We start from the raw sequence: 26,650 nt of genomic DNA, 5'->3' as shown, positions 1-26,650 counted from the left end.
TATAGTTTGTTGTTACTATAAACAACAAACTTACAAACAACAAACTTTTTAATCTGCTATGTTTGGGTTCAACCATTTCATTGCCATATCAGTTGAAATACTTCTTCTTTTGGCGTAATCAATTACTTGGTCTTCTTTTATTTTTCCGAGTCCAAAATATTTGCTTTCCGGATTTCCAAAATAATATCCAGAAACCGAAGAAGCCGGCCACATCGCCATACTTTCGGTCAAAGTTACTCCTATTGCTGCCTCAACATTCAGTAATTTCCAAATGGTTGGTTTTTCTAAATGGTCGGGACAAGCCGGATAACCTGGTGCTGGACGAATTCCTTTGTAATTTTCTTTTATCAAATCTTCTTTTGACAAAGTTTCATCCGAATCATATCCCCAAGATTCTTTACGTACTTTTTCGTGTAAATATTCGGCGAAAGCTTCTGCAAAACGATCTGCCAAAGCTTTGACCATAATCGAATTGTAATCGTCTAAATTATCACGGTATTCATCAGCCCATTCGTCCACACCAAAACCTGTAGTCACACAAAAAGCTCCCATATAATCGGTTACACCGTTGTCTTTTGGCGCAATAAAATCGGCCAGCGCCATATTCGGAGCTCCTTTTGTTTTTTGGGATTGCTGACGCAAGGTCAAGAATTTCTCCAATTCTTTTCCGTTTTCATCATACAATTGAATATCATCATCATTGACTTGATTCGCAGGGAAAATGCCGTAAATTCCTTTGGCTTGTAATTTCTTTCCTTTCAGAATCACTTGCAACATCGCTTGTGCATCTGCAAAAACAGAAGTCGCTTGTTCGCCAACCACCTCATCTGTTAAGATTGCTGGATATTTTCCGTGCAATTCCCAAGTTTGAAAAAACGGCGTCCAATCGATGTAAGGAACCAAAACATCCAAATCTACTTCGATCACTTGTTCGCCAATTACATTTGGTTTTACTGGAGTAAAATTAGCCCAATCCAATTGCAATTTATTTTTACGGGCATCTTCAATACTCAAGAAATTCTTGTCTCTGGAACGTCCCAAGAACGACTCCCTAAAAGCATCATAATCGGTCCTGATATCGGAAGTATATTGTTCTCTATTATCGTCCAATAAATTTCCGGCCACGGTTACCGCTCTCGAAGCATCGTTTACGTGAACCACGGTTCCTTTATATTGAGGTGCAATTTTCACGGCAGTATGAGCGCGTGAAGTCGTTGCTCCACCAATCATCACCGGAATATCCATATTACGCTTATCCAATTCTTTGGCGAGATACACCATTTCATCCAAGGATGGCGTGATTAATCCACTCAAACCAATAATATCTACATTATGTTCGACAGCTGCCGCGATAATTTTTTCGGGAGGAACCATTACTCCAAGGTCAATGATTTCGTAATTGTTACAAGCCAAAACCACCGAAACGATATTTTTTCCAATATCGTGAACATCGCCTTTTACGGTTGCCATCAATATTTTTCCGTTACCTTCTTTGTCTCCCACTTGCTTGGCCGCTTCGATGAATGGCAACAAATACGCCACGGCTTTTTTCATTACACGTGCCGATTTTACCACTTGTGGCAAAAACATTTTCCCAGAACCGAACAAATCTCCAACGACATTCATTCCCGCCATCAAATTGATTTCGATGACTTCGATTGGTTTAGTTGCTGCTAGTCTAGCTTCTTCGACATCTTCTTCAATAAAAGCATCCACACCTTTTACCAAAGAGTGCGTGATTCTTTCCTGCACCGTTCCCAAACGCCATTCCTGTACTTCTTTTTCATTGGTTTTTGGTCCGCCTTTTACATTCTCTGCAAAATCCAACAGCCTTTCGGTGGCATCATCACGACGATTTAGAATCACGTCTTCCACGTGTTCCAACAAATCTTTTGGAATTTCGTCATAAATAGAAAGCATTTCCGGGTTTACAATCCCCATCGTCATTCCATTTTTAATGGCGTGATACAAGAAAACCGAGTGCATCGCTTCTCTCACCACATCATTTCCTCTAAACGAAAACGAAACGTTACTCACACCACCGCTGATGTGTGCGTGTGGCAAGTTTTCGCGAACCCATTTGGTTCCCCTGAAGAAATCCAAAGCATTCAAACGGTGTTCTTCCATTCCGGTTGCCACTGGAAATATATTCAAATCGAAAATAATATCCTGCGGTGGAAAGCCCACTTTGTTGACCAAAATATCATACGAACGTTGGCAAATTTCAACACGTCTTTCGTAATTATCGGCTTGTCCCACTTCGTCAAAAGCCATAATGATGGCAGCAGCTCCGTAGCGTTTAATCAATTGAGCGTGATGGATAAATTGCTCTTCACCTTCTTTCAAAGAGATTGAATTCACCACACATTTTCCTTGAGCCACTTTCAAACCGGCTTCAATAATGTGCCATTTCGAGCTGTCGATCATAATCGGCACACGAGCAATATCCGGTTCGGCAGCAATCAGGTTCAGGAATTTCACCATCGCATATTCGCCATCCAGCATTCCCTCATCCATATTAATGTCGATGATTTGCGCGCCACCTTCCACTTGCTCTTTGGCAATGCTTAGTGCTTCATCGTATTTTTCCTCTTTGATTAATCGAAGAAATTTTCTGGAACCCGTTACATTCGTTCTTTCCCCAATGTTCACAAATACGCTTTCCGGCGTAATGATTAAGGGCTCCAATCCCGATAAAACCAAATTTCTTCTTGCTTCTACTTCTGCCATTTTTTTATTTTTTTATTTACAACAACGGAATAAATTCCGTTGCTACAAAATGCGTCGTTCCTACGGAACTCTTATGTTGCTAGCGCGAGCGTCCCGCTCGTGCGTATTTTGTTTTTCAAAATCTTTTACCAGCCTTTGTTTGTGTGCACGAGCGGGACGCTCGCGCTAGCTGGTGGGTTATTTAGTTTTTCTTGTCCTTGATATATTCCTTATATTCGTCAACCATTGCTTTATGTAAAGAATCTTGTTGACGTTTTTCTTCTTCTTCTTTTTTGATTTTTTCCTCTCTGTTTTTCTCAAATGTCTCCTCTAACTTGTCTGAAAGAAAAACATTTCCAAAAGCACCAAATCCTATTATTTTAGTTTCACCTTCCCAAGTTACTTTGGTAGTCGAAAACACAAGATAGTTATCAGAACTTACAATGCTATTAATTAACTGCTCAACTATAACGCCTCCCAAAGCTGTTCCAATACTTCTGCCAACATTGTTATAATTATTGTCTGTACTATTTGCAATGTCACTTACAGCATTTGCCATATTAAAAGCAAGCACTTTAGATTTTACAGCCGATTTATGTTTGTCTTCATTAGGATTTGAAATGACCGCAATTAAAATAATAAATGCTGCTATACCAAAAGTCAAATAACCTTTTTTCATTTTGTTTTTATTTTATTTATTGTTCAACTTTTGTAAATTTATATACAGCACCCACGTTTGCGCTAGCTTGGGAATTGCAAATCTGCAATATCTGTTAAAATTAAAAACTCATTTTTTGTTTATTAAAAATATACTCCTTTTCAATTTCATTTAAAATCAAAAATATTTTTTCAAAACACTCCTCATTAATTTCTTTAAACTCTTTTTTCTTTCTACGAAGATAAAATGATAATTGTTCTTTTCTAATTTGTTTAAAATTTTCGGCTTTATCAACATCTTTTAATATTAGCTTTGAAAAAAAAGGGTCATAATACATTTCAATCATATTTAACTCCTTATCCATATACGAATGCCTATGAACAATAATATTCCTTCTTTCATCTGAATGGCTTTTTAAAATATTATTTAACTCATCAAGAGAATTTATAAGTTTATCAGAACCTTCAACTTTATGTATTTTTTTCAACATACCTGCCTTTCTAACGGAACCCTCTTTGAATCCAAAATTAAAAATTGCGTTCACTACTTGAAGCACACGATCATAAAGAGAATCTAATCTAATAAAATAATTTTCAACATTATAAGAAAGATGATAACCACGACCAACATCATCTTTGATTGAATATCTATAATTAGATAATAAACTTATAGCTTGTTCAAGTTGTCTACAAAGTGAAAATAAATGAACGGCATAAAAAGATGTATAACGAATATAATGCTCCAAATCAGGAATATTATTCTCTTTTATTACTTCCATATCAGCAAATCCAACACCTTTTATAAAAGGTTCTAAATCATTATTAATTTGCTGACAAAAATTATGTTTTATTAAATCATCTATATTCATACTTTAAAATAAAAAATCTTTAACGTTTTCAGAAAACAATTTTAATACATACCTACAAGGTTTTTTTAAACCTTGTAGGTATGTATTCTACATCACCGCAGTCGAAATCCTCGGTTTGTAATCCTTCGCAATATCGGCAATCAACTTGATGTGTTCCGGGGTTGTTCCGCAACAACCGCCTATGATGTTTACCAAATTATCTTCCAAGTAGCTTCGTATTTGTGCTTGCATTTGCTCTGGAGTTTCGTCGTATTCTCCAAAAGCATTTGGCAATCCTGCATTGGGATGCGCCGAAACATTGAAAGACGTATTGTGTGACAAAGTTTGCAAATATGGTTTTAATAAATCGGCACCCAAAGCACAATTGAAACCTACGCTCAACAACGGAATATGTGAAACCGAAATCAAGAAAGCTTCCACCGTTTGCCCTGAAAGTGTTCTTCCTGAAGCATCTGTAATCGTACCTGAAACCATAATCGGAATATCGATGTTGCGTTCTTGTTTCACTTGTTCGATGGCGAAAAGTGCTGCTTTGGCATTCAGCGTATCGAAAATCGTTTCTACCAAAAGTAAATCGCAACCACCATCCATCAAGGCTTCCACTTGTTGTTTGTAGGCAATGCGCAAATCGTCGAAAGTTACCGCTCTGTAACCCGGATCGTTCACGTCCGGCGACATACTTGCCGTACGGTTTGTTGGCCCAATGGAACCGGCAACAAAACGAGGTTTGTCTGGGTTCTTGGCAGTAAATTCATCGGCTACTTGACGGGCAATTTTTGCCGATTCGTAGTTGAGTTGGTAGACATATTCTTCGAGATGATAATCCGCCATTCCAATAGTTGTTCCTGAGAAAGTATTGGTTTCCACAATATCGGCTCCCGCTTCGAAATACAAGGCGTGAACTTCTTTTATCGCTTTTGGTTGGGTTATGGACAACAAATCGTTGTTCCCTTTGAGCGAATGTGGAAAGTCTTTGAAACGTTCTCCACGAAAATCTTCTTCGGAAAAATTATAGCGTTGCAACATCGTTCCCATTGCTCCGTCGAGTACGAGAATTCGTTTTTTGATTTCTTCTAGAATGTTTGGCATATTTTATTTTTTATTTTTTCACCGCAAAGTCGCAAGGATGCAAAAGCTTTTTGTTATTTTCTTTTTTACCGCGAAGACGCAAAGGCGCGAAGTTTTATTTTATTTTGATGTTGCATAAAACCTCAATAAAGAAAATTCTATACGTTAATTACATTTTGATTAGCCTAAAAATGAACTGTTTCCATTACAATTTAGTGCTAAAAATAATCGGTGCAAAGTAAAGACATAGCGCGATTAATCGCAAACATAAGAAGGGTTTATTGTTTGCCTTTTAAGGATTGAGTAATTTCATTCATTTTATCCACTTTTTCCTGAAAATCGCCTTTTAGGGTTTTGCGGTATTCGTTCAGGTTTTCGACCATTTTATTGATGTCGTCGGGGATAATTTCTTCGAAAAATTCGCGCAATCTTTTAGCAGTTGTTGGTGATTTTCCATTGGTGGAAATGGCGATTTTCACGTTTCCTTTGGTTACGATTCCACCTAAATAATAATCACACAAAGGCGGTGTATCGGCGATGTTGCAAATCAAATGTTTTTTTCGACATAAATCGTAAACTCGTTTGTTGACTTCTAAATTATCGGTGCAAGCAATCACCAAATGTCGTTTTTTGAGCATTTTTTTCTTAAACTTGGATTGCGTCAATTTTACCGAAGGATGTTTTTCGACTAATGCTTCTAATTCTGGCAAAAATTGTTTCGCCACAACCTCAACATTGGCATTGGGACTGGATTTGAGCATAAAGGACAATTTTTCTAAACCCACATTTCCTCCTCCAACAATGAGTACATCGAGTTGGTGCAGTTTAAGGAAAATTGGGTATAGTTCATTTCTTTCCATTATTCTCTGGCGCAAACTTTATTGGAAATAAATTCCTTGTAAAATCCTTTTAATTTATTGCGCTCTTTTACCACTTCGCCAATAACGATGATGGCTGGCGAGCTCAAATTATTTTCTTGTACTACTTTCGAAATAGTATCAATGGTTCCAAAACCTACTTTTTCGTTGGACATTGTTCCGTTTTGAATAATAGCCACTGGAGTTTCTCCTTTGGATTCGTTTTGAAATAAACTAACAATTTGTTCCAATTTACTCATTCCCATCAAAATCACAACAGTTGCCGTAGATTTTGCTGCTAAAGCTACATCTTTTGACAATTGATGATCTGAAGTTGTTCCTGTAATGACCCAAAAGCTTTCGGAAACGCCTCTTTTGGTCAAAGAAATTCCCTGATTAGCAGGAACCGCAATGGATGATGAAATTCCAGGAATTACCTCTGTTGGAATTCCAAAGCTTTGAATGTATTCTATTTCTTCGCTTCCACGACCAAAGATGAATGGATCGCCTCCTTTTAGTCGGACCACATTACCATAAGTCAGCGCATTATCCACAATTAATTGATTGATTTTGTCTTGCGAATATTCGTGACAACCTTTTCTTTTTCCAACAAATATCTTGATGGATTTCTTAGGTGCATAAGCCAATATTTCTTCGTTTGCCAAAGCATCATACAAAACCACATTGGCCTTAGCCAACGCTTTTGCACCTTTGATAGTGAGCAAATCGGGATCGCCCGGACCTGCTCCTACTAAAGTTACTTTGGGTTTAACGATATTATCCATTTGCTAATTCTTTAGCTCTGTAGGCTTCGATAGCTTCAAAAAAATCGGTCGCTTCTTGAATGTATTTTGTTGCGAATTCCTCAGACGGTTCGTTTTGATTGATTTGATAAACCAAGTCTTTGAAAGTAGATTTCAATTCAATTTTATTGGTTTCTATAAAAACAGTATCGAATAAATCAATGATTCCAGCGTGGTGATTTGTTTTTTGGTTTTCGGATAATAATAATGCTTTCGCTCCATTTACAAATCCAGCATAAGCTAAATAAATAGCATCTGACCATTTCTTGTCATTCAAAGCTTCACTTGCAAAAATTATTTTTTCTTTAGCTTCAAAAATCAAAGTAGCTACTAAATCAATTACTACACCAGCACATTCGCCCACACCAATAGCTTTTACATAATTATCGGCATTTCCCCAATCGATAAAATCTTCGTCAGTAAGATTAGAAGTTTCAGCAAGAGGTGTCAATAAGTCGAAGAAATATTTTTCGCCTTGAGCATCATAATAGTCCAAAAAGGATTTTTCGTTGGCATTCGCTTCAAAATCATCCAAAATAGAACGCAAAGCAGCTGGCCCACGACGACTAGGAATTTTGATTACTTTATCGGCAAATCTTCCTTGTCCATTTCCTAAATTTCCTCCTCCTAACAAAACTTGAAGCCCTGGAGCCACTAATTTTCCTGAATTGATTGACATTCCTTGAAAACCAATATGTGCCATATTGTGTTGTCCACAAGCATTCATACAACCACTAATTTTTATAACAATTTCTTGATTGTTAGCATATTGAGGATATTCAGCAGCCAAAACTCTTTCTAATTCCGTAGCAATTCCTGTACTGCTGGCAATTCCAAGATTACAAGTATCGGTTCCAGGACAAGCGGTAATGTCGGCAGTAGAATTATATCCTAAAGCTACGAAATCTAATTTCTTCAATTCTTGGTAAAAAAAGACTAAATTATCCTCTTTTATATTTCGAATAAGAATGTCTTGTCTTAATGAAAAACGCAATTCGTTAGCTCCATAATTTTTTATCAAATCGGCTAGTAATCTGGCTTTGTCTGTATAAAAATCGCCCACAAGAACTTTGATTCCAATGGCTACATATCCTGCTTGTTTTTGCTGAATTACATTCGATTTTTTCCAAGCTTCGAACGCTTCAAGATCATCAATTTCTACTTTTGGAGCAACTAATAATGGGTCTGGAATTGGACCATCAAAAGCAGTTGTATCAATCTCGAAAGTTTTACACGACAAAGCTTTTTTCTCTTCTTCGACCAATTTCAAGAACGCTTCTACTCCTAAATCTTTGATTAAGAATTTCATACGAGCCTTCAAACGTTTAGATCTTTCGCCGTGACGGTCAAAAACTCTAAGAATTCCTTCGGTGGTTGGAATAATTTGATTGGCAGGAACAAATTCTGATAATAATTCGGCGTGATGCGGTTGTGAGCCTAATCCTCCACCCAACATAATTTTAAAACCTCTTTCGCCATTTACAATTCTAGGAATAAACCCTAAATCGTGCAAATAACTCAGTGCAGTATCTTTATCAGAAGAAGAAAATGACATTTTGAATTTACGTCCCATTTCCTGACAAACCGGATTTCTCAACAAAAACTGAAACATGGCGTGTGCATAAGGCGACACATCAAAAGGTTCATCAACATCTATTCCAGCAGTTTCACTGGCAGTAATATTTCTAACAGTGTTTCCGCAAGCTTCACGAAGTGTAATATCGTCTTTTTCTAATTCAGCCCAAAGTTCAGGTGTTCTGTCTAAACTCACAAAGTGAATTTGGATATCTTGACGAGTTGTAATGTGCAAACGTCCTCTTGAATATTCATCAGAAACTTTTGAAATTCGATGCAATTGCTCGCTCGTTACTTTCCCGAAAGGTAATTTGATACGAATCATTTGAACGCCTTCCTGACGTTGACCGTAAACACCACGCGCTAAACGAAGGCTACGAAAACGCTCATCATCAATTTTCCCATCACGGAATAAAGCAATTTTTCTTTCTAAATCGATGATATCTTTTTGAACTATTGGGTTTTCTATTTCTGTTCTAAAACTTTCCATATCTTTTTTTTAGTGTTGGTTGTTAGTTGATGGTTGTTAGTTGATGGTTGTTAGTTGCGTTACTAAAAACCATCTATAATCAACTATTTAATAAATCCTACTCCTGCTGTTGTATTAGTTGTTGCATCAATCAAAATAAAGGCTCCATTTGATTTGTTGTCGGTATAAGCATCAAAATAAATGGCTTTGCTCAACTTGATAGTCACTTCTCCAATTTCGTTAATACTCAATTGGCTTGCTGATGTAACCCCTGAATAATCGGTAGCGATTACATTTTTCACGCTATCGATTTTGGCCAAAACCCTGTTGGTGTTGTGTTGTACAAAATATTTGGCTCCAGCTACTAATTTTTTGCTGTCCATCCAACAAACAGTTGTTGTAATGTCTTTTTCTACTTTAGGTAATTCGTTTGATTTTACAATCATATCGCCACGAGTTACATTAATATCATTTTCCAATTCGATTGTAATTGATGAACCCACGCTTGCCTCGTCAAATTGTTGATCAAAAAAGTGAATTTTGGTTACTTTCGATTCTGTCAAAGAAGGAAGAACTGTTACAGCATCTCCAACTTTAATAGTATTACCATATAATTTTCCAGCATATCCTCTAAAATCGTGGTATTCTTCTGTTTTTGGGCGAATAACCGTTTGCACAGGAAAACGAGCTTGACCATTATCATACACATCTTTCGATTCTAAATTTTCTAAATGCTGCAGAATGGTTTGTCCTGTGTACCAAGGCATTTTTCCTAATGTTTCTACCACATTATCTCCAGTCAAGGCGCTCAACGGAATGTAACTCACGTTTTGTTCTTTGTAAGCACTTTTGGCATTCAATGCTTGAAAGTCGGCTACAATTTTATTATAAACTTCTTCTGAATAATCAACCAAATCCATTTTGTTTACAGCAACAATCACATCTTTTACTCTCAATAAATTATTGATAAAAAAGTGACGGTAGGTTTGCTCAATCACTCCTTTACGAGCATCGATCAAAATGATAGACACTTGCGAAGTCGAAGCTCCTGTAACCATATTTCTTGTATATTCTACGTGACCTGGAGTATCGGCAATGATGTAACTTTTTTTGGCAGTCGAAAAATAAATGTGTGCTACATCAATCGTGATTCCTTGTTCTCTTTCAGCTACCAAACCATCGGTAGCCAAAGAAAAATCGAGGTAATCGTATCCTTTTTGCTTGCTGCTTTTTTCTATTGCTTCTAATTTATCTGTAGTCAAGGATTGCGTATCATACAATAATCTTCCGATTAAAGTACTTTTTCCGTCATCTACACTTCCTGCTGTTGCTATTTTTAAAACTTCCATTCTTTTTTTTGGTTGTTGGTTGTTGGTTGATGGTTGTTGGTAGTCTTAACTATCAACCATCAAACAACAACTATTAATTATTAAATTTTAAAGATGATTATTGAAGATACCTAAACTATCAACCAAAAACCATCAACCATCAACTATTAAAAATATCCTTGTTGTTTTCTTTTCTCCATTGCTGCTTCCGAACGTTTGTCGTCAATTCTAGCACCTCTTTCAGAAATAGTCGATTGTCTAATTTCGCCCACCACTTCTGAAATTGTTCCTGCATAAGAATCAACTGCAGCCGTACAACTCATATCTCCAACGGTTCTAAAACGAACTACTCTTTCTTCTGTTGGTTCATCTTCTTCTTGAAAAACAAAAGGGGAATGTGACCAAATCATGCCGTCTCTCAAGAACACTTTACGCTTGTGCGAAAAATAAATCGATGGTATTTCGATTTGCTCTTGCTCGATATAACTCCAAACATCTAATTCTGTCCAGTTCGAAATGGGGAAAACACGAACGTTTTGACCATTTTCAATTTTTCCGTTCAATAAATCAAATAACTCAGGTCGTTGGTTTTTCTCATCCCATTGACCGAAATCATCACGAACCGAGAAAATACGCTCTTTAGCTCTTGCTTTTTCTTCATCACGACGGGCACCACCAATACAAGCATCAAATTTAAATTCTTCGATAGCATCCAAAAGTGTAGTGGTTTGCAAGCTGTTTCTACTAGAATATTTCCCAGATTCTTCCACAACTTTACCTTCGTCAATAGCATCTTGAACATTACGAACAATTAATTCCAACCCTAATTCTTTTACCAAACGGTCTCTGAATTCAATAGTTTCTGGAAAATTGTGCCCAGTATCTACGTGCAACAATGGAAAAGGAATTTTGGCAGGAAAGAATGCTTTTTGCGCCAAACGCACTAATGTAATTGAATCTTTTCCGCCAGAGAAAAGCAATACAGGTTTGTCAAATTGAGAAATTACTTCTCTAAAAATGTAAATCGCTTCGCTTTCTAAAGCATTTGTTTTTAATACTGAACTCATTCTTTTTTGTTTAAGAGTTTAAAAGTTTAAAAGTTTAAGGTTGTTGTAACCTCTACTAAAATCTCATAAACCATTATTATTATTTTCTATTCTCTTGATTCTATTTTCTAAAATCTGCCTTTTTACTTTTGGTGTAAACCACATTCTTTGTGACTCGATTCCCAAGACCATCTTCCCGCTCTAATATCTTCTCCCTCTGCAATTGCACGAGTACAAGGCGCACAACCAATGCTTATAAATCCTTGTTTATGTAAAGCATTTTGCGGAACATTATTATCATCAATGTATTTTTGAACGTCTTTCAATGTCCATTTCAACAAAGGATTGAATTTGATGATGTCGAAATGGGCATCATATTCAAACAAATCTAAATTATTTCTATTCTCTGATTGTTCGGCTCTTAAACCTGTAATCCAAATAGAATTTCCTTTCAAGGCTTTGGTCAATGGCGCTACTTTTCGAATAAAACAACATTCTTTTCTGTTCTCTACCGATTCATAAAAACTGTTTGGCCCTTTTTCTTGAAGTAATTTTTCTACCGCAGCAGCTTCTGGAAAACAAACCTTAATTTCTTTTTTATATTTTTTCAAAGTTCTATGAAAAACATCATAAGTCTCTTGAAACAAACGCCCAGTATCCAAAGTAAAAATAGTAATTGGCAAATCGTTTTTGGCAATTAAAGCCGTAACCACTTGGTCTTCCTGCCCAAAAGAAGTAGAAAAAACCACTTTATCTTTGTATTCATTAGCCAAAAACGCCAAAGTTTCCTCAATGGAAAATTCTTTGGTTTTTTCTAATAAAGTATTCACTATTGATACACTCATCGATATAAAATTATATTATTAAATCTATTACCCTATCGGTTTTGTAGATTAGTGCGCAAAAATACGACTTTATTCTAAATAACAAAATAATATTAAAAAAAAATTAAGAGTTAAAATGCAATGTCTGCCAGGGTGTTATTTTCTAAAATCATCAAAGTATTGTCCCGTACTTCCATCATTAGTTTGCGAACAGCACAAATAGATTCGTCTGTGCAATCATCGCATTTTTCATAAAAATTGTGACTAGCGCAAGGCAACAATGCAATGGGACCTTCAAGAATTCGATACACTTTTGCCATATTGATATCTTTGGGTTCTTTGATGAGATAGTAACCACCACCTTTGCCTTTTTTGGCACCCAAAAAACCAGAATGTCGCAAGAGCAACAAAATACTTTCTAAAAATTTGAGCGAAATATGCTCCGCTTTTGCAATTTCAGCAATTTGAACTGGTGTATTGTCTTTCTGGCGAGCCAAAAAAGTCAATGCTTTGATTCCGTATTTTGTTTTTTTTGAGAGCATTCGGTTAATAAAAAATTAAAAATCTTGATATACTACGAAACTACAAACTTTTTCATATTTAACTCTTTTAAATTTAAATTTTCTTGCGATAAAACAAAAAAACTGTTTAAAATTTCTTCTAAACAGTTTTTGTTCATTTAATTTAAATCTAAAACACAGAGCCTTTTTCTATCTTTTTTGGTCGAAAGTATATCTAATTCCCAAAAGACTCCTAATAGTAACATCATCTTCAACTCTGAATTCAGGTGTTAGTTCTAAAACAACAGCTATTCTCTTAAAATCTTTGATAGGGAAAATTTCTAATGACGCTGGAACTACAATTGCATTCACTTCATCAAAACCACGGAATGGGCTTACATTAAGTCCTATTCCAATTGAAAATCTATGATACTCCTTAGTTTTAAAATTATAAAAAGCATTCAATTCAATTGGCAAATTATCAATATAATTATTAGCAAAAATCTTCATTTCGAAACTTATCTTCTTGGTTTTCTCAGTATTTATTCCAAAAACATAACTAGAATATCCTGTTACTGCAAGTTGCGCACTAGTGTTATTGCTAATAGAAAATAAAGTTAAAAAAACTATATATTTAAAATAATTCCTTTGGATAACATTTTTGTTTAAAATCATCGTTTAAAATTTTATAAGTTTATCAAAATTTATTGATGCTTGCGCTTAATATTAATATGAGAAAGATTATACTCTTGTTCCATTGAATCCGTGAATTGTACTATTGTTTGACCAAGATCATCATCCTTACTTTTACTGGGTACAGTTACTGAGATTGATACTCCTCCTGGTACGGCTGGAGGGATTGTCATAGATACAGACGCAGATTGTCCGCCATCAAGTTCCATCCATTTTTCCACCATTAAATTGCCAAATGCAACAGTAGTCCAATTACCAATAAAAAACTGATAATCGTACCACTTATTATTTCTAAAATGACTTCTTTTACGTTTGTCAAATTCTTTTTTGACTTCATTGCCACTAGTCCCTTTACAAATTATCGCAAATTCTAATTTTCCCGCTACCCAAGGCTCAATTGCACCTAAATCAGTTACTTGCACTATTCCTCCAAACTCCGCTTGACCATCAGACCTTGATGGAATTCCAGTTGTAGAAAAGTAATTCGAAAAAACATCATCTCCAACCGAAGACATATTTACACCTGTTTCCTCTTGTCCAATAACCCAAACATCATTTTCCCAAGCAAAATCTTCTGTAATATTATCATAAAAAATTAATTCACCATCAAAAGTTAATACATAACCAGGACTTGCATTTGTTATTGGATCATAAACATCTTGATTGACACCCACAGTTTGTTCAGCTAATTTTGCAGTTGCAGATGACTTTTGATTTAATCTACTTTCTTCAATAGTTTCAGCTCTTGGATAAAAAAGAAGCGGTTCTATTCCACCATTTAGAGACTTAATTCTAGCAGACAATGCTGCTAATTCTTGAATAGGCTCACTAAAACTAATATTATCCTTATATTCTGCAATAATTTTAGATAAATAAACATTATATTCACCATGTTCCTGTTTTAAACATTCGTTCAAAATAAACTGTTTAAATTGTTTATTTTTGGACATTTCCAAAATTGGAACAATCGCTTTTTGCTTTAATTCAAAAATTTCTTTTGTATTGTCTTTTATTTCTTGAGAACTCACAACATTCCGTGATGAATTATCTTCACAACCAAACAATCCCATTGTAACCACAAATAAAATAATAATTTTTTTCATTTTTGCTATTTAAAATTAATAATTGTTTTCTGATATATCACAGTAAAATTGAAAATTGAAAAAAATTAATTTAACAAATTATTAATTAAATTTAACAAAAATTTAACAAGAAATAAAATATGGTATAACAATAATTATAAATTTTTAAACCAAAGCTTGCTCCAAATCAGCAATAACATCTTTCACCGTTTCCAATCCTACAGAAACACGCACCAAACCATCGGTAATACTTACTGCCAAACGTTCTTCGACAGACAATTTGCTATGTGTTGTTGAGGCTGGATGTGTTACAATGGTTCTGGTGTCGCCTAAATTGGGTGACAACGAACATAATTTTATTTTATTCAAGAAAGCTCTTCCGGCTTCAATGCCACCTTTGATTTCGAAAGCTACAATGTTGCCTCCCAATTTCATTTGTTTTTGAGCAATTTCATATTGAGGATGTGATTTCAAGAAAGGATATTTTACCAAACTCACATTCGGATGCTGTTCTAAAAACTCGGCTACTTTCAATGCATTTTCGCAATGTCTGTCCAAACGTATCGCCAAAGTTTCCAAACTTTTGGACAATACCCAAGCATTAAACGGCGATAAAGAAGGCCCTGTCAATCGAGAAAATAAATATATTTTTTGAATCAATTCGGCATCACCAACAGTGATTCCACCCAAAACTCGTCCTTGACCATCCATCAATTTGGTCGCCGAATGGATAACCAAATCAGCTCCCCATTTTATAGGTTGTTGCAAATAAGGCGTGGCAAAACAGTTGTCGATAATCAAAATCAAATTGTGTTTTTTGGCAATTGTACCAAGCAATTCCAAATCAATAATATCAACAGCAGGATTGGTTGGTGATTCGGCAAAAAGTATTTTGGTATTGGGTTTGATAAAACTTTCAATAGTTTCCGGTTTGTCAATGTCGAAATACGAAGTTTCAATTCCCCATTTTGGAAAATAATTGATAAACAAAGAATGTGTCGCTCCAAAAACACTTCCCGCCGAAACGATATGATCACCCGAATTCAACAAAGCCGCCAAGGTAGAATAGACCGCCGCCATTCCGGATGCGAAAGCAAAACCAGAAGCAGCACCTTCCATTTGGCACACTTTATCCACAAACTCATTGGTATTGGGATTGCTGTAACGACTGTAAATATTTCTATCTTTTTCGTCAGCAAAAGAGGCACGCATATCTTCGGCATCTTCAAATACAAAACTAGAGGTTAAGTACAAAGGCACTGAATGCTCTAAATATTGGGTGCGCTCTAATTGATTGCGTATGGCTTGGGTCTCGAAACCGAATTCTTGTTCGTTCATTCTATTTTGTTTAAAGTCTAAAGTTTAAAGTTTAAAATGGTTGGAAAACTGCATTTCGACTTTTACTCTTTAAACTAATAATTTAATTGATTAAATCTTTTCTAATGGGCTTCCGTTCAAAACTACTTTATAATGTATGGTTGCTGTCGGTTCTACCGTTTTGGCAACCGAGCAATATTTTTCGAATGACAATTGGGCTGCTTTCGAAGCTTTGTCTTCTTTAATAGTTCCTTCCAAATAAAAGACTACTTGAATATCTTTGAATGGTTTGGCATCTCCCACTTGCACCCTTTCGCCTTCTACATCGGCTTTGAAAGAAGTGATTTCTTGACGTTGTTTTTTCAAGATGGAAATCATATCGATTCCACTGCAACCTGCAACACCCATTAAAACCAATTCCATTGGACTTGGCCCCATATCATTGCCTCCAAAATCAGGTCTTGCATCTACATTTACTATATGTCCACGTTCGTTTTTCAATTCGAAGTGGAAGTTTTCGTTTACTCTATTTAATGTTACTTTCATTTTTTATTTTTTTGGACGCGAATGAAACGGATTTCAAACGCGGATTTTATATTTATTTAAATCTAAATTCTACAATCTTAAATCTCTACCCTTTCTCCGACAATCTTAATAAATCACCAAAAACTCCTCTCGCTGTAACAGCCGATCCTGCACCAGCACCTTGAATTACAATTGGTCTGTCTCCGTAAGATTCTGTGTAAATTTCGAAGAAGGAATCGGAGCCTTTCAATCCGCCCAAAGCGGTATCCGAAGGTACGGAAACTAATTTTACTTCTAGATTTCCTTTGTCGTTTTGTAAATCGCCCGACAATTCGCCGATGTATCTCAACACGTGATTCGGTTCTTGCTCTTCTTTTATTTTGTTGTAAATTGGGTCGAATTCTTTTAATTTATTCAAGAAATCGGCAACGTTACCTTCACGCAAATGTTCTGGAATCAGGTTTTGAATGCTAATTTCTTCAAATTCGTTTTGCAAATCCAATTCTCTTGCCAAAATTAATAATTTTCGACCCACGTCGTTTCCACACAAATCTTCTCTTGGATCGGGCTCGGTGTAACCGTTATCAATCGCTTCTTTCAAAATTTCACTAAACGGAACATCTTTGGCTGAAAAATTATTGAATAAATAACTCAAAGTTCCCGAGAAAACACCTTTGATTTTAGTGATATTTTCGCCCGAAAGATGCAATAATTTGATGGTATCAATTAATGGTAAACCTGCACCCACATTGGTTTCATATAAATAATTCTTTTGATTTTCGGCCAATACTTTTCTCAAATCTTTATAGAATTTATAGCTCAAGGTATTCGCCACTTTATTCGAAGAAATCAAGTCGAAACTATTTTCTGCTAAAGTGGTATAATGTTCAACAAATGCTGCACTTGCCGTGTTGTCAATGGCAATCAAATTCTCTAAATTATTAGCATTGGCAAAAGCGATAACATCATCTATTGTATAGGAGAAACCATTGGTTTGAATCTCATTTTTCCAATTGGGTGAAACGCCGTTTTTATTCAAAAGCAAATTCTTAGAATTGGCAATCGCAAAAACATTCAATTTAATATCTTTCCTTTTTTCGATAGCTGGAGCCGATTCTAAAATTTGATTAATCAATGTTCCTCCCACCAATCCGTGACCAAAAACTGCGATATTTATTTTCTTAGAAACGCCAAAAATCTCACCGTGAATCACGTTCAACGCCTTGTTTAATTGTGCTTTTTTGACCACCAAGCTCACATTTTTTCCTGTTACAGTATTATTGAAAAGGATTGGCACAATTCTGTTTTTAATCAAAGCCGTGTAAGGTTTGTGAAAAGTGCTCAAATCCTGCCCAATTATCGAAATAACCGAAACATCATCGGTGATTGAAATTTTGTTTACGTCTTTCGAATAGAAATCATTTTCGAATTCTTTTTCTAATTCGATCATTGCTTTTGTGGCTTGATTAGAGTTGACCACAAGTCCAATTCCTCTTTCAGACGAACCTTGTGAAATGATGCTTACGCTAATATCATTATCGCCCATTACTTTAAAAATTCGAGCGTCAACACCTGTTTTTCCAAGCAATCCTCTTCCTTCAAGATTGACCAAAGCTACATTTTCGAGCACCGAAAGTGTTTTAATCCCTTCTTTATTCGATTTGGATGTGATTAATGTTCCTTGATTTTCGTGATTGAAAGTATTCAAAATTCGAAGTGGAATATTTTTTTCCAACAACGGAATAATGGTTTTGGCGTGTAAAATAGTTGCACCAAAATTGGCAATTTCATTGGCTTCGTTAAAAGACAAACGATCAATTTTTTTGGCATCGGGAACTAAATCTGGATTGGCAGTATAAATTCCGTCAACGTGCGTATAGTTTTGCAATTCTTCGGCATCGACATAATTGGCAATCAAAGAGGCCGAATAATTACTACCATTTCTCCCTAAAGTGGTGGTTTCACCGCTGCTATTTGAACCGATAAAACCTGTAACAATGTTAACAACAGCAGCATTTTCTTTGAAATAATGGATTACATTTTTCTTAGAAATTTGCTCAATAGGTTGTGCATCCCCAAAATTAGAATCGGTTTTTATTAATTCTCTGGTATCAGCAAAACGAGCAGCAATCCCTTTTTCATTCAAGACTGCGGTAATTAATTTTGCCGAAATTACTTCGCCTTGTGACAAAACTTGGTCTTTTATTTTTTCGCTATAATCACCAATCAAACTTACTCCCTCAAAAAGTTTGTCTAAAATGGCAAATTCTTCTGAAAAATCAACCTTGTATTCATCTTGCTGGTAGCTTTTAAAACTTTCTAGCAACGGTTTGTAATTGCCATTTTTGGCTGCAATGGTCAAAATATCTTCCAATTCATCGGTTGCATTTCCTCTTGCCGAAACAACAACTGCAATGTTTTCGCCCTTGCTTTTTTTATCGATAATAATATCTAAAACTTTATTGATTCCCTCTCCGTTGGCTAATGATTTTCCGCCAAATTTTAATATTTTCATCTTATTTTTTTTATTTTTAAAAACAACATCCAATAAATTGTTTAATTGTTCGTATTCCATCAAAAAAGCATCGTGTCCGTGTTGCGATTCGATTTCGCTGTAAAAAACATTGTGTTTGAATTTTTTAATTTCGTTGTAGGTTTCCTTATTTTCATTAGCCGTAAAAAACAAATCCGAATTTATTCCAATGATATAAATATTAGCATCTACTTGAGAAATTAAATCTTCAAAAGAAGTTTTTCCTCTTGTAATATCGATAGTTTTCAGCAACTGATTCATCATTTTATAAGCCGAAAGCTGAAACCTTTTTTGCAGTTTCTCGCCGTGATGATTCAGCCAACTTTCCACTTGAAAGGATTCGAAAGAATCAGTTGAATTTCTTTGAAATTTTTCTTTGAAGGATTCTGGTGTTCTATAACACAACATTGCGTGAATACGAGCATCTTCGATAGGTTTAGACGAATTGCAAAGAATTTTTTCTTGCAAATAGCAATTCGCAATCAACCAATCGGTCGATTTCCAATCGGAAGCAATTGGGAAAAAATTATGGGTTAATTTAGGATCCAAAGCAATCATTTCCCAAGCAATTCCGCCACCAACAGAACCGCCGATGAGTGCAAATAATTCTTTCACTTTTAGAAATCGAATGCCTTCTAAGAAAAGCCTAGCCACATCGCGAGCTGTAAAATCCAAGTAATTTTCGATGTATGTCTTATCAAATCCATTGCCTGGCACGTTAAAAGCTAGAATAGAATATTTATTAGTATCGATGGTTTTGTTGTCACCAATAAGATTATTCCACCAACCTTTTTCGCCCACTACATGGGAATTTCCGGTCAAGGCGTGATTCACCAAAACAATAGGAGCGGTATTCAACACTTGACCAAAAACCTGATAACTTAAGTTTATGGAAGGAATTAGCACGCCACTTTCGGTGGTGAAATTTTGTATTTTAATTGTTGTTGGTTTATTTTCCAATTTTCAAATCTTTTTAGATTTTTTTGATTTGTGTTTGGAAATATTAGAAAGAAAACTAGAAGTGTCTAGATTCTTGTTGTTATCTTTTCCCAATAAATCGGGATAGAATGTAGCACCTTCTTCGTTGGCAAAGGGTTGCTAAGCTTTCATCGGGTCTATTCCCTCGAGCTTTCTTTATAACATTTCAATACGTTTGTGAACTTTAAGTTGCAAAATAACTACATTTTTTTTGAATTACCAAATATTAAATAGTTTGGCATTTCTTTAGAATTAAAGACATCATTGGAAAGAGTTTCAATTTAAACACTTTCCAATGATGGTATGTAAAAGTTTACTTTCTACCTTTTTTTAGATAAAAAGAACTTCATTTTCTTCAGAATACATTTGCGTTAACAAAGATTTTGATTCTTTTTTAACTGCTGAACTTTGGTACAAATTGATCCCAAATTTTGGGTATGCAAATTCAAAGTTAGTCGTTTCCTCTGTATCCTTTTCTGTTTTTTTACTCAAACTTTTGAAAAAAGGAAATACTCTTGCTATATATTTTAGTGTTTTCATAATCGTATATTTTTAATGTTTTTGTTTTTTTTAAAACATATCGAATTCAGTTTTTCCTATGTTCAAATATGTTTGATTTATGCTATTAAATTGTCGAAAACGGCTTTTAAATCGGCCTTCAAATCTTCTATGTCTTCCAATCCAACCGAGAGTCTGATTAAATCCTTGGTAACTCCCGTGGTAACCTGCTCTGCATCGGATAACTGTTGATGCGTGGTACTCGCCGGATGGATAATCAATGATTTGGTGTCTCCAATATTGGCTAAAAGCGAAAATAACTTGGTTTCGTCGGCTACTTTTTTGGCGGCTTCAAATCCTTTTTTAAGGCCGAAAGTTAGCAATCCGTTTTGTCCTTTGGGTAAATATTGTGTTGCCAAATCGTAATATTTACTGGACTTCAATCCTGGATAATTGACCCAAGCCACGGCTTCCTGCTTTTCTAACCACTGCGCTAATTCCAATCCATTTTGGCTGTGTTTCTGGACACGGACTTCTAAAGTTTCTAAACCTTGAAGAATCTGAAAAGCATTAAACGGACTTAAAGCAGCTCCAAAATCTCGTAACCCTTCAATCCGAACTTTGGCAATAAAAGCGGCATTCCCTAATGCTTCGTGATAAACCAATCCGTGATAACTGTCCGAGGGCTCTGTAAATTCAGGAAACTTTCCGCTACTCCAATCGAATGTTCCTGCATCAATAACCGCGCCACCAAGCGAAGTTCCGTTTCCTGCAATGTATTTGGTCAAGGAGTGAATCACAATATTGGCTCCGTGTTCAATCGGATTTAGCAAATAAGGCGAAGGAACTGTGTTGTCCACAATAAAAGGCACTTTGAATGCTTTGGCTTCAGCTGCTATGGCTTTCAAATCCAGAACATCTAATTTTGGATTCCCTAAACTTTCTGCAAAAAATACTTTGGTATTTTCATTAGCAGCTTTGGTAAAATTGCTTGCATCTGATGGATCTACAAACGTGGTGGTAATTCCTAATCTTGGCAAAGTATTGCTAAACAAATTATAAGTTCCGCCGTATAAACTATTGGAAGCCACAATGTGGTCGCCAGTTTTCAACAAGACTAATAACGAAGTGGCAATAGCCGCCGTGCCTGATGCGGTAACTACTGCTGCAATTCCGCCTTCCAGAGCTGCTAAACGTTGTTCCAAAACATCATTTGTTGGATTATTTAATCTGGTATATATAAATCCCGCTTCGGCAAGTCCAAATAAATTGGCCGCGTGATCCGAATTATTAAACACATAAGAACTGGTTTGATAAATAGGTACCGCTCTTGTTCCTGCTGTTTTAGTAACGTCGTGTCCTGCGTGTAATGCGTTTGTAGCGAATTTTGGTGTGCTCATATTTTCTTTATTTTATTTTTTTAATTGTTTTTATTTTTTTAATGTTTGTTCAATGCTTTAAAACAAAAAACCCTTTTAGACACATATCCAAAAGGGTTTTAAGTTTTGTTCAACTTATACTTTCGGAATCAACAGACACGAGCACACATCATAGACTTTGCACAAATCATCGATTTGACATTGCATTTGTTCATTTGTTTTTGTTGTAAGTTGTTCATTGTAAATTATTTTAATTATTTGTGTTGCAAAAAAAAAGCTTCCCGTTAGTTGGGAAGCTTTTTGCTATGTGAATTTGAAATCAAATTTATGCAATAGGCGACCCACAGGATATATCCTTAATCTGTTTCGACATTTTACATACATTTAAAATCATTTTGCTTTCCTTTTTTGTTGTGACAAATATCTAAACTATTATTTAGAAATCCAAATATTTTTAAAAAAAAATTACACAAACAGGCAAATCTTTAAACAATCTATAAATCAAAGGATTCTATGCCTTAATTTTTAACATCAAAAAAAAGTTAAGATTAATTTGCAATTCAATTTGGTTTCATACCTTTGCAGCCGATTAGAGGAAAAATTTGAACTGATTGCAACCTCGTTAAAAAAATGCTAAAGCAGCAACTCTCCTTTAGCACTATTTTCCAGCAATTGTTTTTTTCTTCCTCGCTTAATTTTAAAATTATATTATTATGGCTTATTTATTTACGTCAGAATCTGTGAGTGAAGGACATCCAGACAAAGTTGCGGATCAAATTTCGGATGCGTTAATTGATAATTTCTTGGCTTTTGACCCAGAATCAAAGGTAGCTTGTGAAACTTTGGTGACTACTGGACAAGTTATTTTGGCCGGTGAAGTGAAATCTGAGACTTATTTAGACGTTCAAACCATTGCTAGAGACGTTATCAAAAAAATTGGTTATACCAAAAGTGAATATATGTTTGAAGCCAATTCTTGTGGTGTTCTTTCTGCCATTCACGAACAATCTGCCGATATAAATCAAGGTGTTGACAGAGCTAGCAAAGAAGAGCAAGGCGCTGGTGACCAAGGAATGATGTTTGGTTATGCTACCAATGAAACTGAAAACTATATGCCTTTGGCTTTGGATATTGCGCACGCATTATTGATTGAATTGGCCAATATCAGAAGAGAAAATACTGAAATTACTTATTTGCGTCCAGATGCTAAATCACAGGTAACTTTAGAATATTCAGACGACAACAAACCACAACGTATTGATGCGATTGTAATTTCGACCCAGCACGACGATTTTGCACCAGAGGCTGAAATGTTGGCGAAAATCAAAAGTGATTTAGTTTCTATTTTGATTCCAAGAATTAAAGCCAAATATCCTCAATACGCTCATTTGTTTAACGACCAAATTCAATACCACATCAACCCAACAGGTAAATTTGTTATCGGTGGACCTCACGGAGATACTGGATTGACAGGAAGAAAAATTATCGTGGATACTTACGGAGGAAAAGGAGCTCACGGTGGTGGTGCTTTCTCAGGAAAAGATCCAAGTAAAGTAGATAGAAGTGCCGCTTATGCCACACGACATATCGCCAAAAACCTTGTTGCAGCTGGTGTTGCCGATGAGATTTTGGTACAAGTTTCTTATGCTATTGGAGTTGCAAAACCTATGGGAATTTTTGTTGACACTTACGGAACTTCAAAAGTGAATTTAACCAATGGTGAAATCGCCAAAAAAGTAGAAGAAATTTTCGATATGCGTCCTTATTTTATCGAGCAACGTTTGAAATTGAGAAACCCTATTTATAGTGAGACTGCTGCTTACGGACACATGGGACGTAAACCAGAAACCGTAACTAAAACTTTCAAAGCTCCAGGTGGAATTGAAAAAACAGTAACCGTAGAATTGTTTACTTGGGAAAAATTAGATTTTGTAGATCAAGTGAAAACGGCTTTTGGGTTGTAATCCTCACCCCCAACCCTCTCCAAAGGAGAGGGAAGTAAAAAATCATAACATAGAAAAAACCTGACGAAATTAAATTGGTCAGGTTTTTTTGTTTGTAGCCCAGATAGTAATGAAAATCCTTTGTTGAAAAAAAATTTGTTTTTCTTGCAAAAAAAAGAGCGACCAACGAAAGCTCCTTTTTTTGCTTAGAAAAACTATCTTTTTCAGCGAAGATTGTAATGGATAGCTGGATTAAGCTCCTAAATATTATACTTTAAAGAGAAAATTAAATAGCGAGGTTGAACAGTATATTGTGAAGTTCTAGTAGAAAATTGTGAGAAACTGTCATCGTTGATAGACTTCGTATTTAAGAGATTTGTTGCGCCAATTTTATATTCGAATTTGCTGTCTTTCTTTTGATAAATTAGACTTGCACTCAGAAAATCATATTGATTATTGACCGTTTTGTCGGTGTTGTAATAATGATAAAATTCATATTCTGCCACGAACGAAAAGGCATTTAAAAAGTAATAATCCAATTTAGCAAAGGGTTTGTCAGTATAAAAAACATTACTATCATAATTATTGATTACAATATTATAACCTACTTCTAAATTGGGTAATTTTTTATAATTGGTTGAAGTTCTCAGGGTATAGCTTTGAGTAAAACTCTCTTTTTTGGATGACACATTATTTTGAATATTATTAAATAGCGACCAATTGATATTTGCTGATACAGAGGCTTTATAATTCTTCAAGAAAGAACGCCCATAAGAACCACTTCCTGAAAGCGTTTCGTCGGCAAAGTCTGAATTGTAAGGCACCGATGATTGATTTACTCCATCAAAAAAGGCTTTGGTTTTTATGGCATCAATTCTTTTAGAATAATTCAAAAAGGCCGAAATATTTTCTAAATTAAACATATTGTATTTGAAATAACGCAATGAATGTTGACGTGCAGTTGCGTTTTCGAGTGTTCGACTTCCTTTTCGTAAACTATTATAATTGGAGAACACAAATCCTTCAGACAACTGATTGATGTCGGTAAAATTATTAGTGTATGAAAAATTATAAGTCAAAGATTCCGCTTTCTTGATTTGATAAATCGCTAATAAATCAGGTAAAGCTCTGGTGAAGTTTTGACTGTAATCGGTGTTCAATTGCGTGTTCGTCATATTGTAACTGTGCAAACTTACCCCTGGTGTAAAAGTAAATTTACCCGTTAAAATCTTGTAATGCAATCCCAAAAAGGCATCGTTAAATCTATAATTTACATCATTAACATTGACCTGACTGTCTAATTCATTGACATCCTGATTGTCTAGAATTTGATACATACTGGAATTAAAATTTTGATACGAATAGGTATTCCCTAAGGTAATATTGAAATTACTTTTTGGCGTAATCATATAATAATAATCTACTTTCGCATCTAACTTACTTGTGGTTACAAAACGATTTTGACTGATATTATTTCTATCTTGTCCAGAAACATATCCTACCAAATTAAAAGGTTGCGACTTTAAATTTGCATTGTAAAAAGGATCTTCTTCTTGATACAAATGCTGCATTTCGACTGCAAAAATATTTTTTTCATTCATCGTATAGAACAAACTCAGGTTTTGATTGACCGAAATGGGTTTTTGCTCTTTTTTTGTATTGATCACTTCTGATGTAGTCATAGAATTGACAATCGCTTCTCGAAACAAAGGGGCATCTTCTTGTTGTTTTGAAAGCTTTGCTAAAATATCGTAATCAAACTGAAAATTAGTTGAAGGTTTGTAACTCGAACTGAGTTTAAACATTCCCAAGTTGCTTTTTTGATTGGACAATTCTTTTTTGTTTTCGACTGATTGAATCTCAGAAGAATTGGGATCTAAATAATTCGTTTGCGACAGGGTTTCCGTTTCAGTGACCGAAGAAGAAAGAATTCCGAAACCGCTCAAAGTCCAAGCTTTGTTAACACTATAGGAGAAATTTGCTGCTCCAAATTGAGTTTCAATTTCTTTGGCTCTGTTATTTCGCATCAATGAAATCCCTAAATCATTGGAAGTAATATTGAAACTAGAACCACCTTTAGCTGATAATCCTCGAAAACCACCTGTCAATTTCATATAATCCTGAATGGTAAGTGGCAATTCACCAATATTATTGAAATTTGTGATTAAATTGATACTGTATTTTGGACTGTAATAAAATAATTTTGGGTTAATTAAATAGCGACTATCCAACATTCCGACTCCGATTCCTGCAGTCAAATCGCCAAACCAGAAATTCTTTTTTCCGGATTTGAGTTTGATATTCATCGCCACATTGTCTTGATTGTTTTCGACGCTTTTAAGAATGGAATTTTCGTTATAATTTCGAAGCACTTGAATTTTATCAATAGCATCGGCAGGAATATTTTTGACCCCTAATTTGGTATCGCCATCAAAAAAATCTTTGCCTTCGACCATTAATTTGGTCACTTTTTTGCCTTCTACTTCTACTTCTCCATCAGCATTAACTTCGACTCCTGGCAATTTTTTTAGCACATCTTCTAGTTTTCTTTCAGTCCCGGATTTGAAAGAATCGGCATTATAAACAATAGTATCGCCTTTGATAGAAACCGGCATTTCGCGAATAATTTCGACTCCATCAAGTTCGACAGCACTGTCTTCTAGGGTAATATTTTTGCTAATATTTGTTGCTGTTGTTACAATTTCAACCTCTTTGCTTTGCATTCCTAGAAAACTAATTTTGATGCTATAAGTTGTGTTAGGTTTCAAACTCAGGGAGTATTTTCCTTTATCATTTGTAATAGCATAAGAATCCATTCCTTTTGTGGCTTGGTTTACTGCCATAACATTAGCCATTTCTACAGGAAGTGATTTAGTGTCTGAAATCGTTCCTTCAAGTTTTACAGCTTGGGCAAAAGAAAAAGAGCTAACACAAAAAAGAACAGCAAAAAATATATTTTTCATTAGGTGGTATTTGAACTATAAAATACTTCGAGTT

At 35.2% G+C, this 26,650-nt stretch carries 20 protein-coding genes and 1 riboswitch; of the genes, 1 reads left to right on the top strand and 19 read right to left on the bottom strand.

Annotated elements, in window-relative coordinates:
• Positions 1 to 48: 48 nt before the first annotated feature.
• The 18 genes from metH to C3L50_RS07260 form a co-directional block, all read right to left on the bottom strand.
• Positions 49 to 2,730 carry a methionine synthase gene (gene metH, locus C3L50_RS07345; RefSeq protein ID WP_103805511.1) on the bottom strand — a complete coding sequence of 894 codons (2,682 nt, stop codon included), beginning with the start codon at positions 2,728 to 2,730 and terminating at the stop codon, positions 49 to 51.
• Between the two features lie 181 nt (positions 2,731 to 2,911).
• On the bottom strand, positions 2,912 to 3,388 hold the full coding sequence (locus C3L50_RS07340) for a DUF4359 domain-containing protein (protein ID WP_103805510.1): 477 nt from the start codon (positions 3,386 to 3,388) through the stop codon (positions 2,912 to 2,914).
• 100 nt (positions 3,389 to 3,488) lie between these two features.
• Positions 3,489 to 4,235 carry a Cthe_2314 family HEPN domain-containing protein gene (locus C3L50_RS07335; protein ID WP_103805509.1) on the bottom strand — a complete coding sequence of 249 codons (747 nt, stop codon included), beginning with the start codon at positions 4,233 to 4,235 and terminating at the stop codon, positions 3,489 to 3,491.
• A gap of 87 nt (positions 4,236 to 4,322) precedes the next feature.
• On the bottom strand, positions 4,323 to 5,324 hold the full coding sequence (locus C3L50_RS07330) for a homocysteine S-methyltransferase family protein (RefSeq protein ID WP_103805508.1): 1,002 nt from the start codon (positions 5,322 to 5,324) through the stop codon (positions 4,323 to 4,325).
• Positions 5,325 to 5,581: 257 nt separating this feature from the next.
• Positions 5,582 to 6,163, bottom strand: a complete 582-nt coding sequence (locus C3L50_RS07325; RefSeq protein ID WP_103805507.1) for a precorrin-2 dehydrogenase/sirohydrochlorin ferrochelatase family protein — start codon at positions 6,161 to 6,163, stop codon at positions 5,582 to 5,584.
• Entirely contained in the window at positions 6,163 to 6,945 is a 783-nt protein-coding gene (gene cobA / locus C3L50_RS07320) for a uroporphyrinogen-III C-methyltransferase (RefSeq protein ID WP_103805506.1), read from the bottom strand. Before cobA ends, C3L50_RS07325 begins: the two co-directional genes overlap by 1 nt.
• Positions 6,938 to 9,028: a HEPN domain-containing protein gene (locus tag C3L50_RS07315; protein WP_103805505.1), complete on the bottom strand. Its 2,091-nt coding sequence runs from the start codon at positions 9,026 to 9,028 to the stop codon at positions 6,938 to 6,940. Before C3L50_RS07315 ends, cobA begins: the two co-directional genes overlap by 8 nt.
• Before the next feature lie 83 nt (positions 9,029 to 9,111).
• Positions 9,112 to 10,356: a sulfate adenylyltransferase subunit 1 gene (locus tag C3L50_RS07310; RefSeq protein ID WP_103805504.1), complete on the bottom strand. Its 1,245-nt coding sequence runs from the start codon at positions 10,354 to 10,356 to the stop codon at positions 9,112 to 9,114.
• Between the two features lie 146 nt (positions 10,357 to 10,502).
• Positions 10,503 to 11,402, bottom strand: coding sequence for a sulfate adenylyltransferase subunit CysD (gene cysD / locus C3L50_RS07305; protein ID WP_103805503.1), 900 nt, complete (start codon positions 11,400 to 11,402; stop codon positions 10,503 to 10,505).
• A 122-nt stretch (positions 11,403 to 11,524) separates the two neighbouring features.
• A complete protein-coding gene (locus C3L50_RS07300; RefSeq protein ID WP_103805502.1) occupies positions 11,525 to 12,226 on the bottom strand; it encodes a phosphoadenylyl-sulfate reductase in 702 nt (233 codons plus the stop codon).
• Between the two features lie 110 nt (positions 12,227 to 12,336).
• Positions 12,337 to 12,747 carry an RrF2 family transcriptional regulator gene (locus C3L50_RS07295; RefSeq protein WP_103805501.1) on the bottom strand — a complete coding sequence of 137 codons (411 nt, stop codon included), beginning with the start codon at positions 12,745 to 12,747 and terminating at the stop codon, positions 12,337 to 12,339.
• 168 nt (positions 12,748 to 12,915) lie between these two features.
• Positions 12,916 to 13,380, bottom strand: coding sequence for a hypothetical protein (locus C3L50_RS07290; protein WP_103805500.1), 465 nt, complete (start codon positions 13,378 to 13,380; stop codon positions 12,916 to 12,918).
• Between the two features lie 29 nt (positions 13,381 to 13,409).
• Entirely contained in the window at positions 13,410 to 14,501 is a 1,092-nt protein-coding gene (locus C3L50_RS07285; RefSeq protein ID WP_103805499.1) for a hypothetical protein, read from the bottom strand.
• A gap of 144 nt (positions 14,502 to 14,645) precedes the next feature.
• Entirely contained in the window at positions 14,646 to 15,818 is a 1,173-nt protein-coding gene (locus tag C3L50_RS07280) for a trans-sulfuration enzyme family protein (RefSeq protein WP_103805498.1), read from the bottom strand.
• 90 nt (positions 15,819 to 15,908) lie between these two features.
• A complete protein-coding gene (locus C3L50_RS07275; RefSeq protein ID WP_103805497.1) occupies positions 15,909 to 16,343 on the bottom strand; it encodes an OsmC family protein in 435 nt (144 codons plus the stop codon).
• A gap of 85 nt (positions 16,344 to 16,428) precedes the next feature.
• A complete protein-coding gene (gene thrA, locus C3L50_RS07270) occupies positions 16,429 to 19,815 on the bottom strand; it encodes a bifunctional aspartate kinase/homoserine dehydrogenase I (protein ID WP_103805496.1) in 3,387 nt (1,128 codons plus the stop codon).
• 76 nt (positions 19,816 to 19,891) lie between these two features.
• Positions 19,892 to 19,998: riboswitch (SAM riboswitch) on the bottom strand.
• A 165-nt stretch (positions 19,999 to 20,163) separates the two neighbouring features.
• Positions 20,164 to 20,373 (bottom strand): hypothetical protein, encoded by a 210-nt coding sequence (locus C3L50_RS07265; protein WP_103805495.1) that lies wholly within the window; start codon positions 20,371 to 20,373, stop codon positions 20,164 to 20,166.
• 77 nt (positions 20,374 to 20,450) lie between these two features.
• A complete protein-coding gene (locus C3L50_RS07260) occupies positions 20,451 to 21,731 on the bottom strand; it encodes an O-acetylhomoserine aminocarboxypropyltransferase/cysteine synthase family protein (RefSeq protein ID WP_103805494.1) in 1,281 nt (426 codons plus the stop codon).
• Positions 21,732 to 22,423: 692 nt separating this feature from the next.
• On the opposite strand from C3L50_RS07260, the gene metK reads away from it, so the two are divergent.
• Positions 22,424 to 23,674, top strand: a complete 1,251-nt coding sequence (metK, locus tag C3L50_RS07255; RefSeq protein WP_103805493.1) for a methionine adenosyltransferase — start codon at positions 22,424 to 22,426, stop codon at positions 23,672 to 23,674.
• A gap of 239 nt (positions 23,675 to 23,913) precedes the next feature.
• Here the strand turns inward: metK and C3L50_RS07250 are convergent, their stop codons facing one another.
• The gene (locus tag C3L50_RS07250; RefSeq protein WP_103805492.1) at positions 23,914 to 26,616 is read right to left on the bottom strand and encodes a carboxypeptidase-like regulatory domain-containing protein; all 2,703 of its coding nucleotides are present in this window, start codon (positions 26,614 to 26,616) and stop codon (positions 23,914 to 23,916) included.
• Positions 26,617 to 26,650 lie beyond the last annotated feature (34 nt).

Source organism: Flavobacterium alvei (assembly GCF_002920895.1).
GTDB lineage: Bacteria > Bacteroidota > Bacteroidia > Flavobacteriales > Flavobacteriaceae > Flavobacterium > Flavobacterium alvei.
The sequence above is the reverse complement of the archived record's forward strand: the minus strand, read 5'-3'. Positions and strand labels throughout refer to the sequence as shown.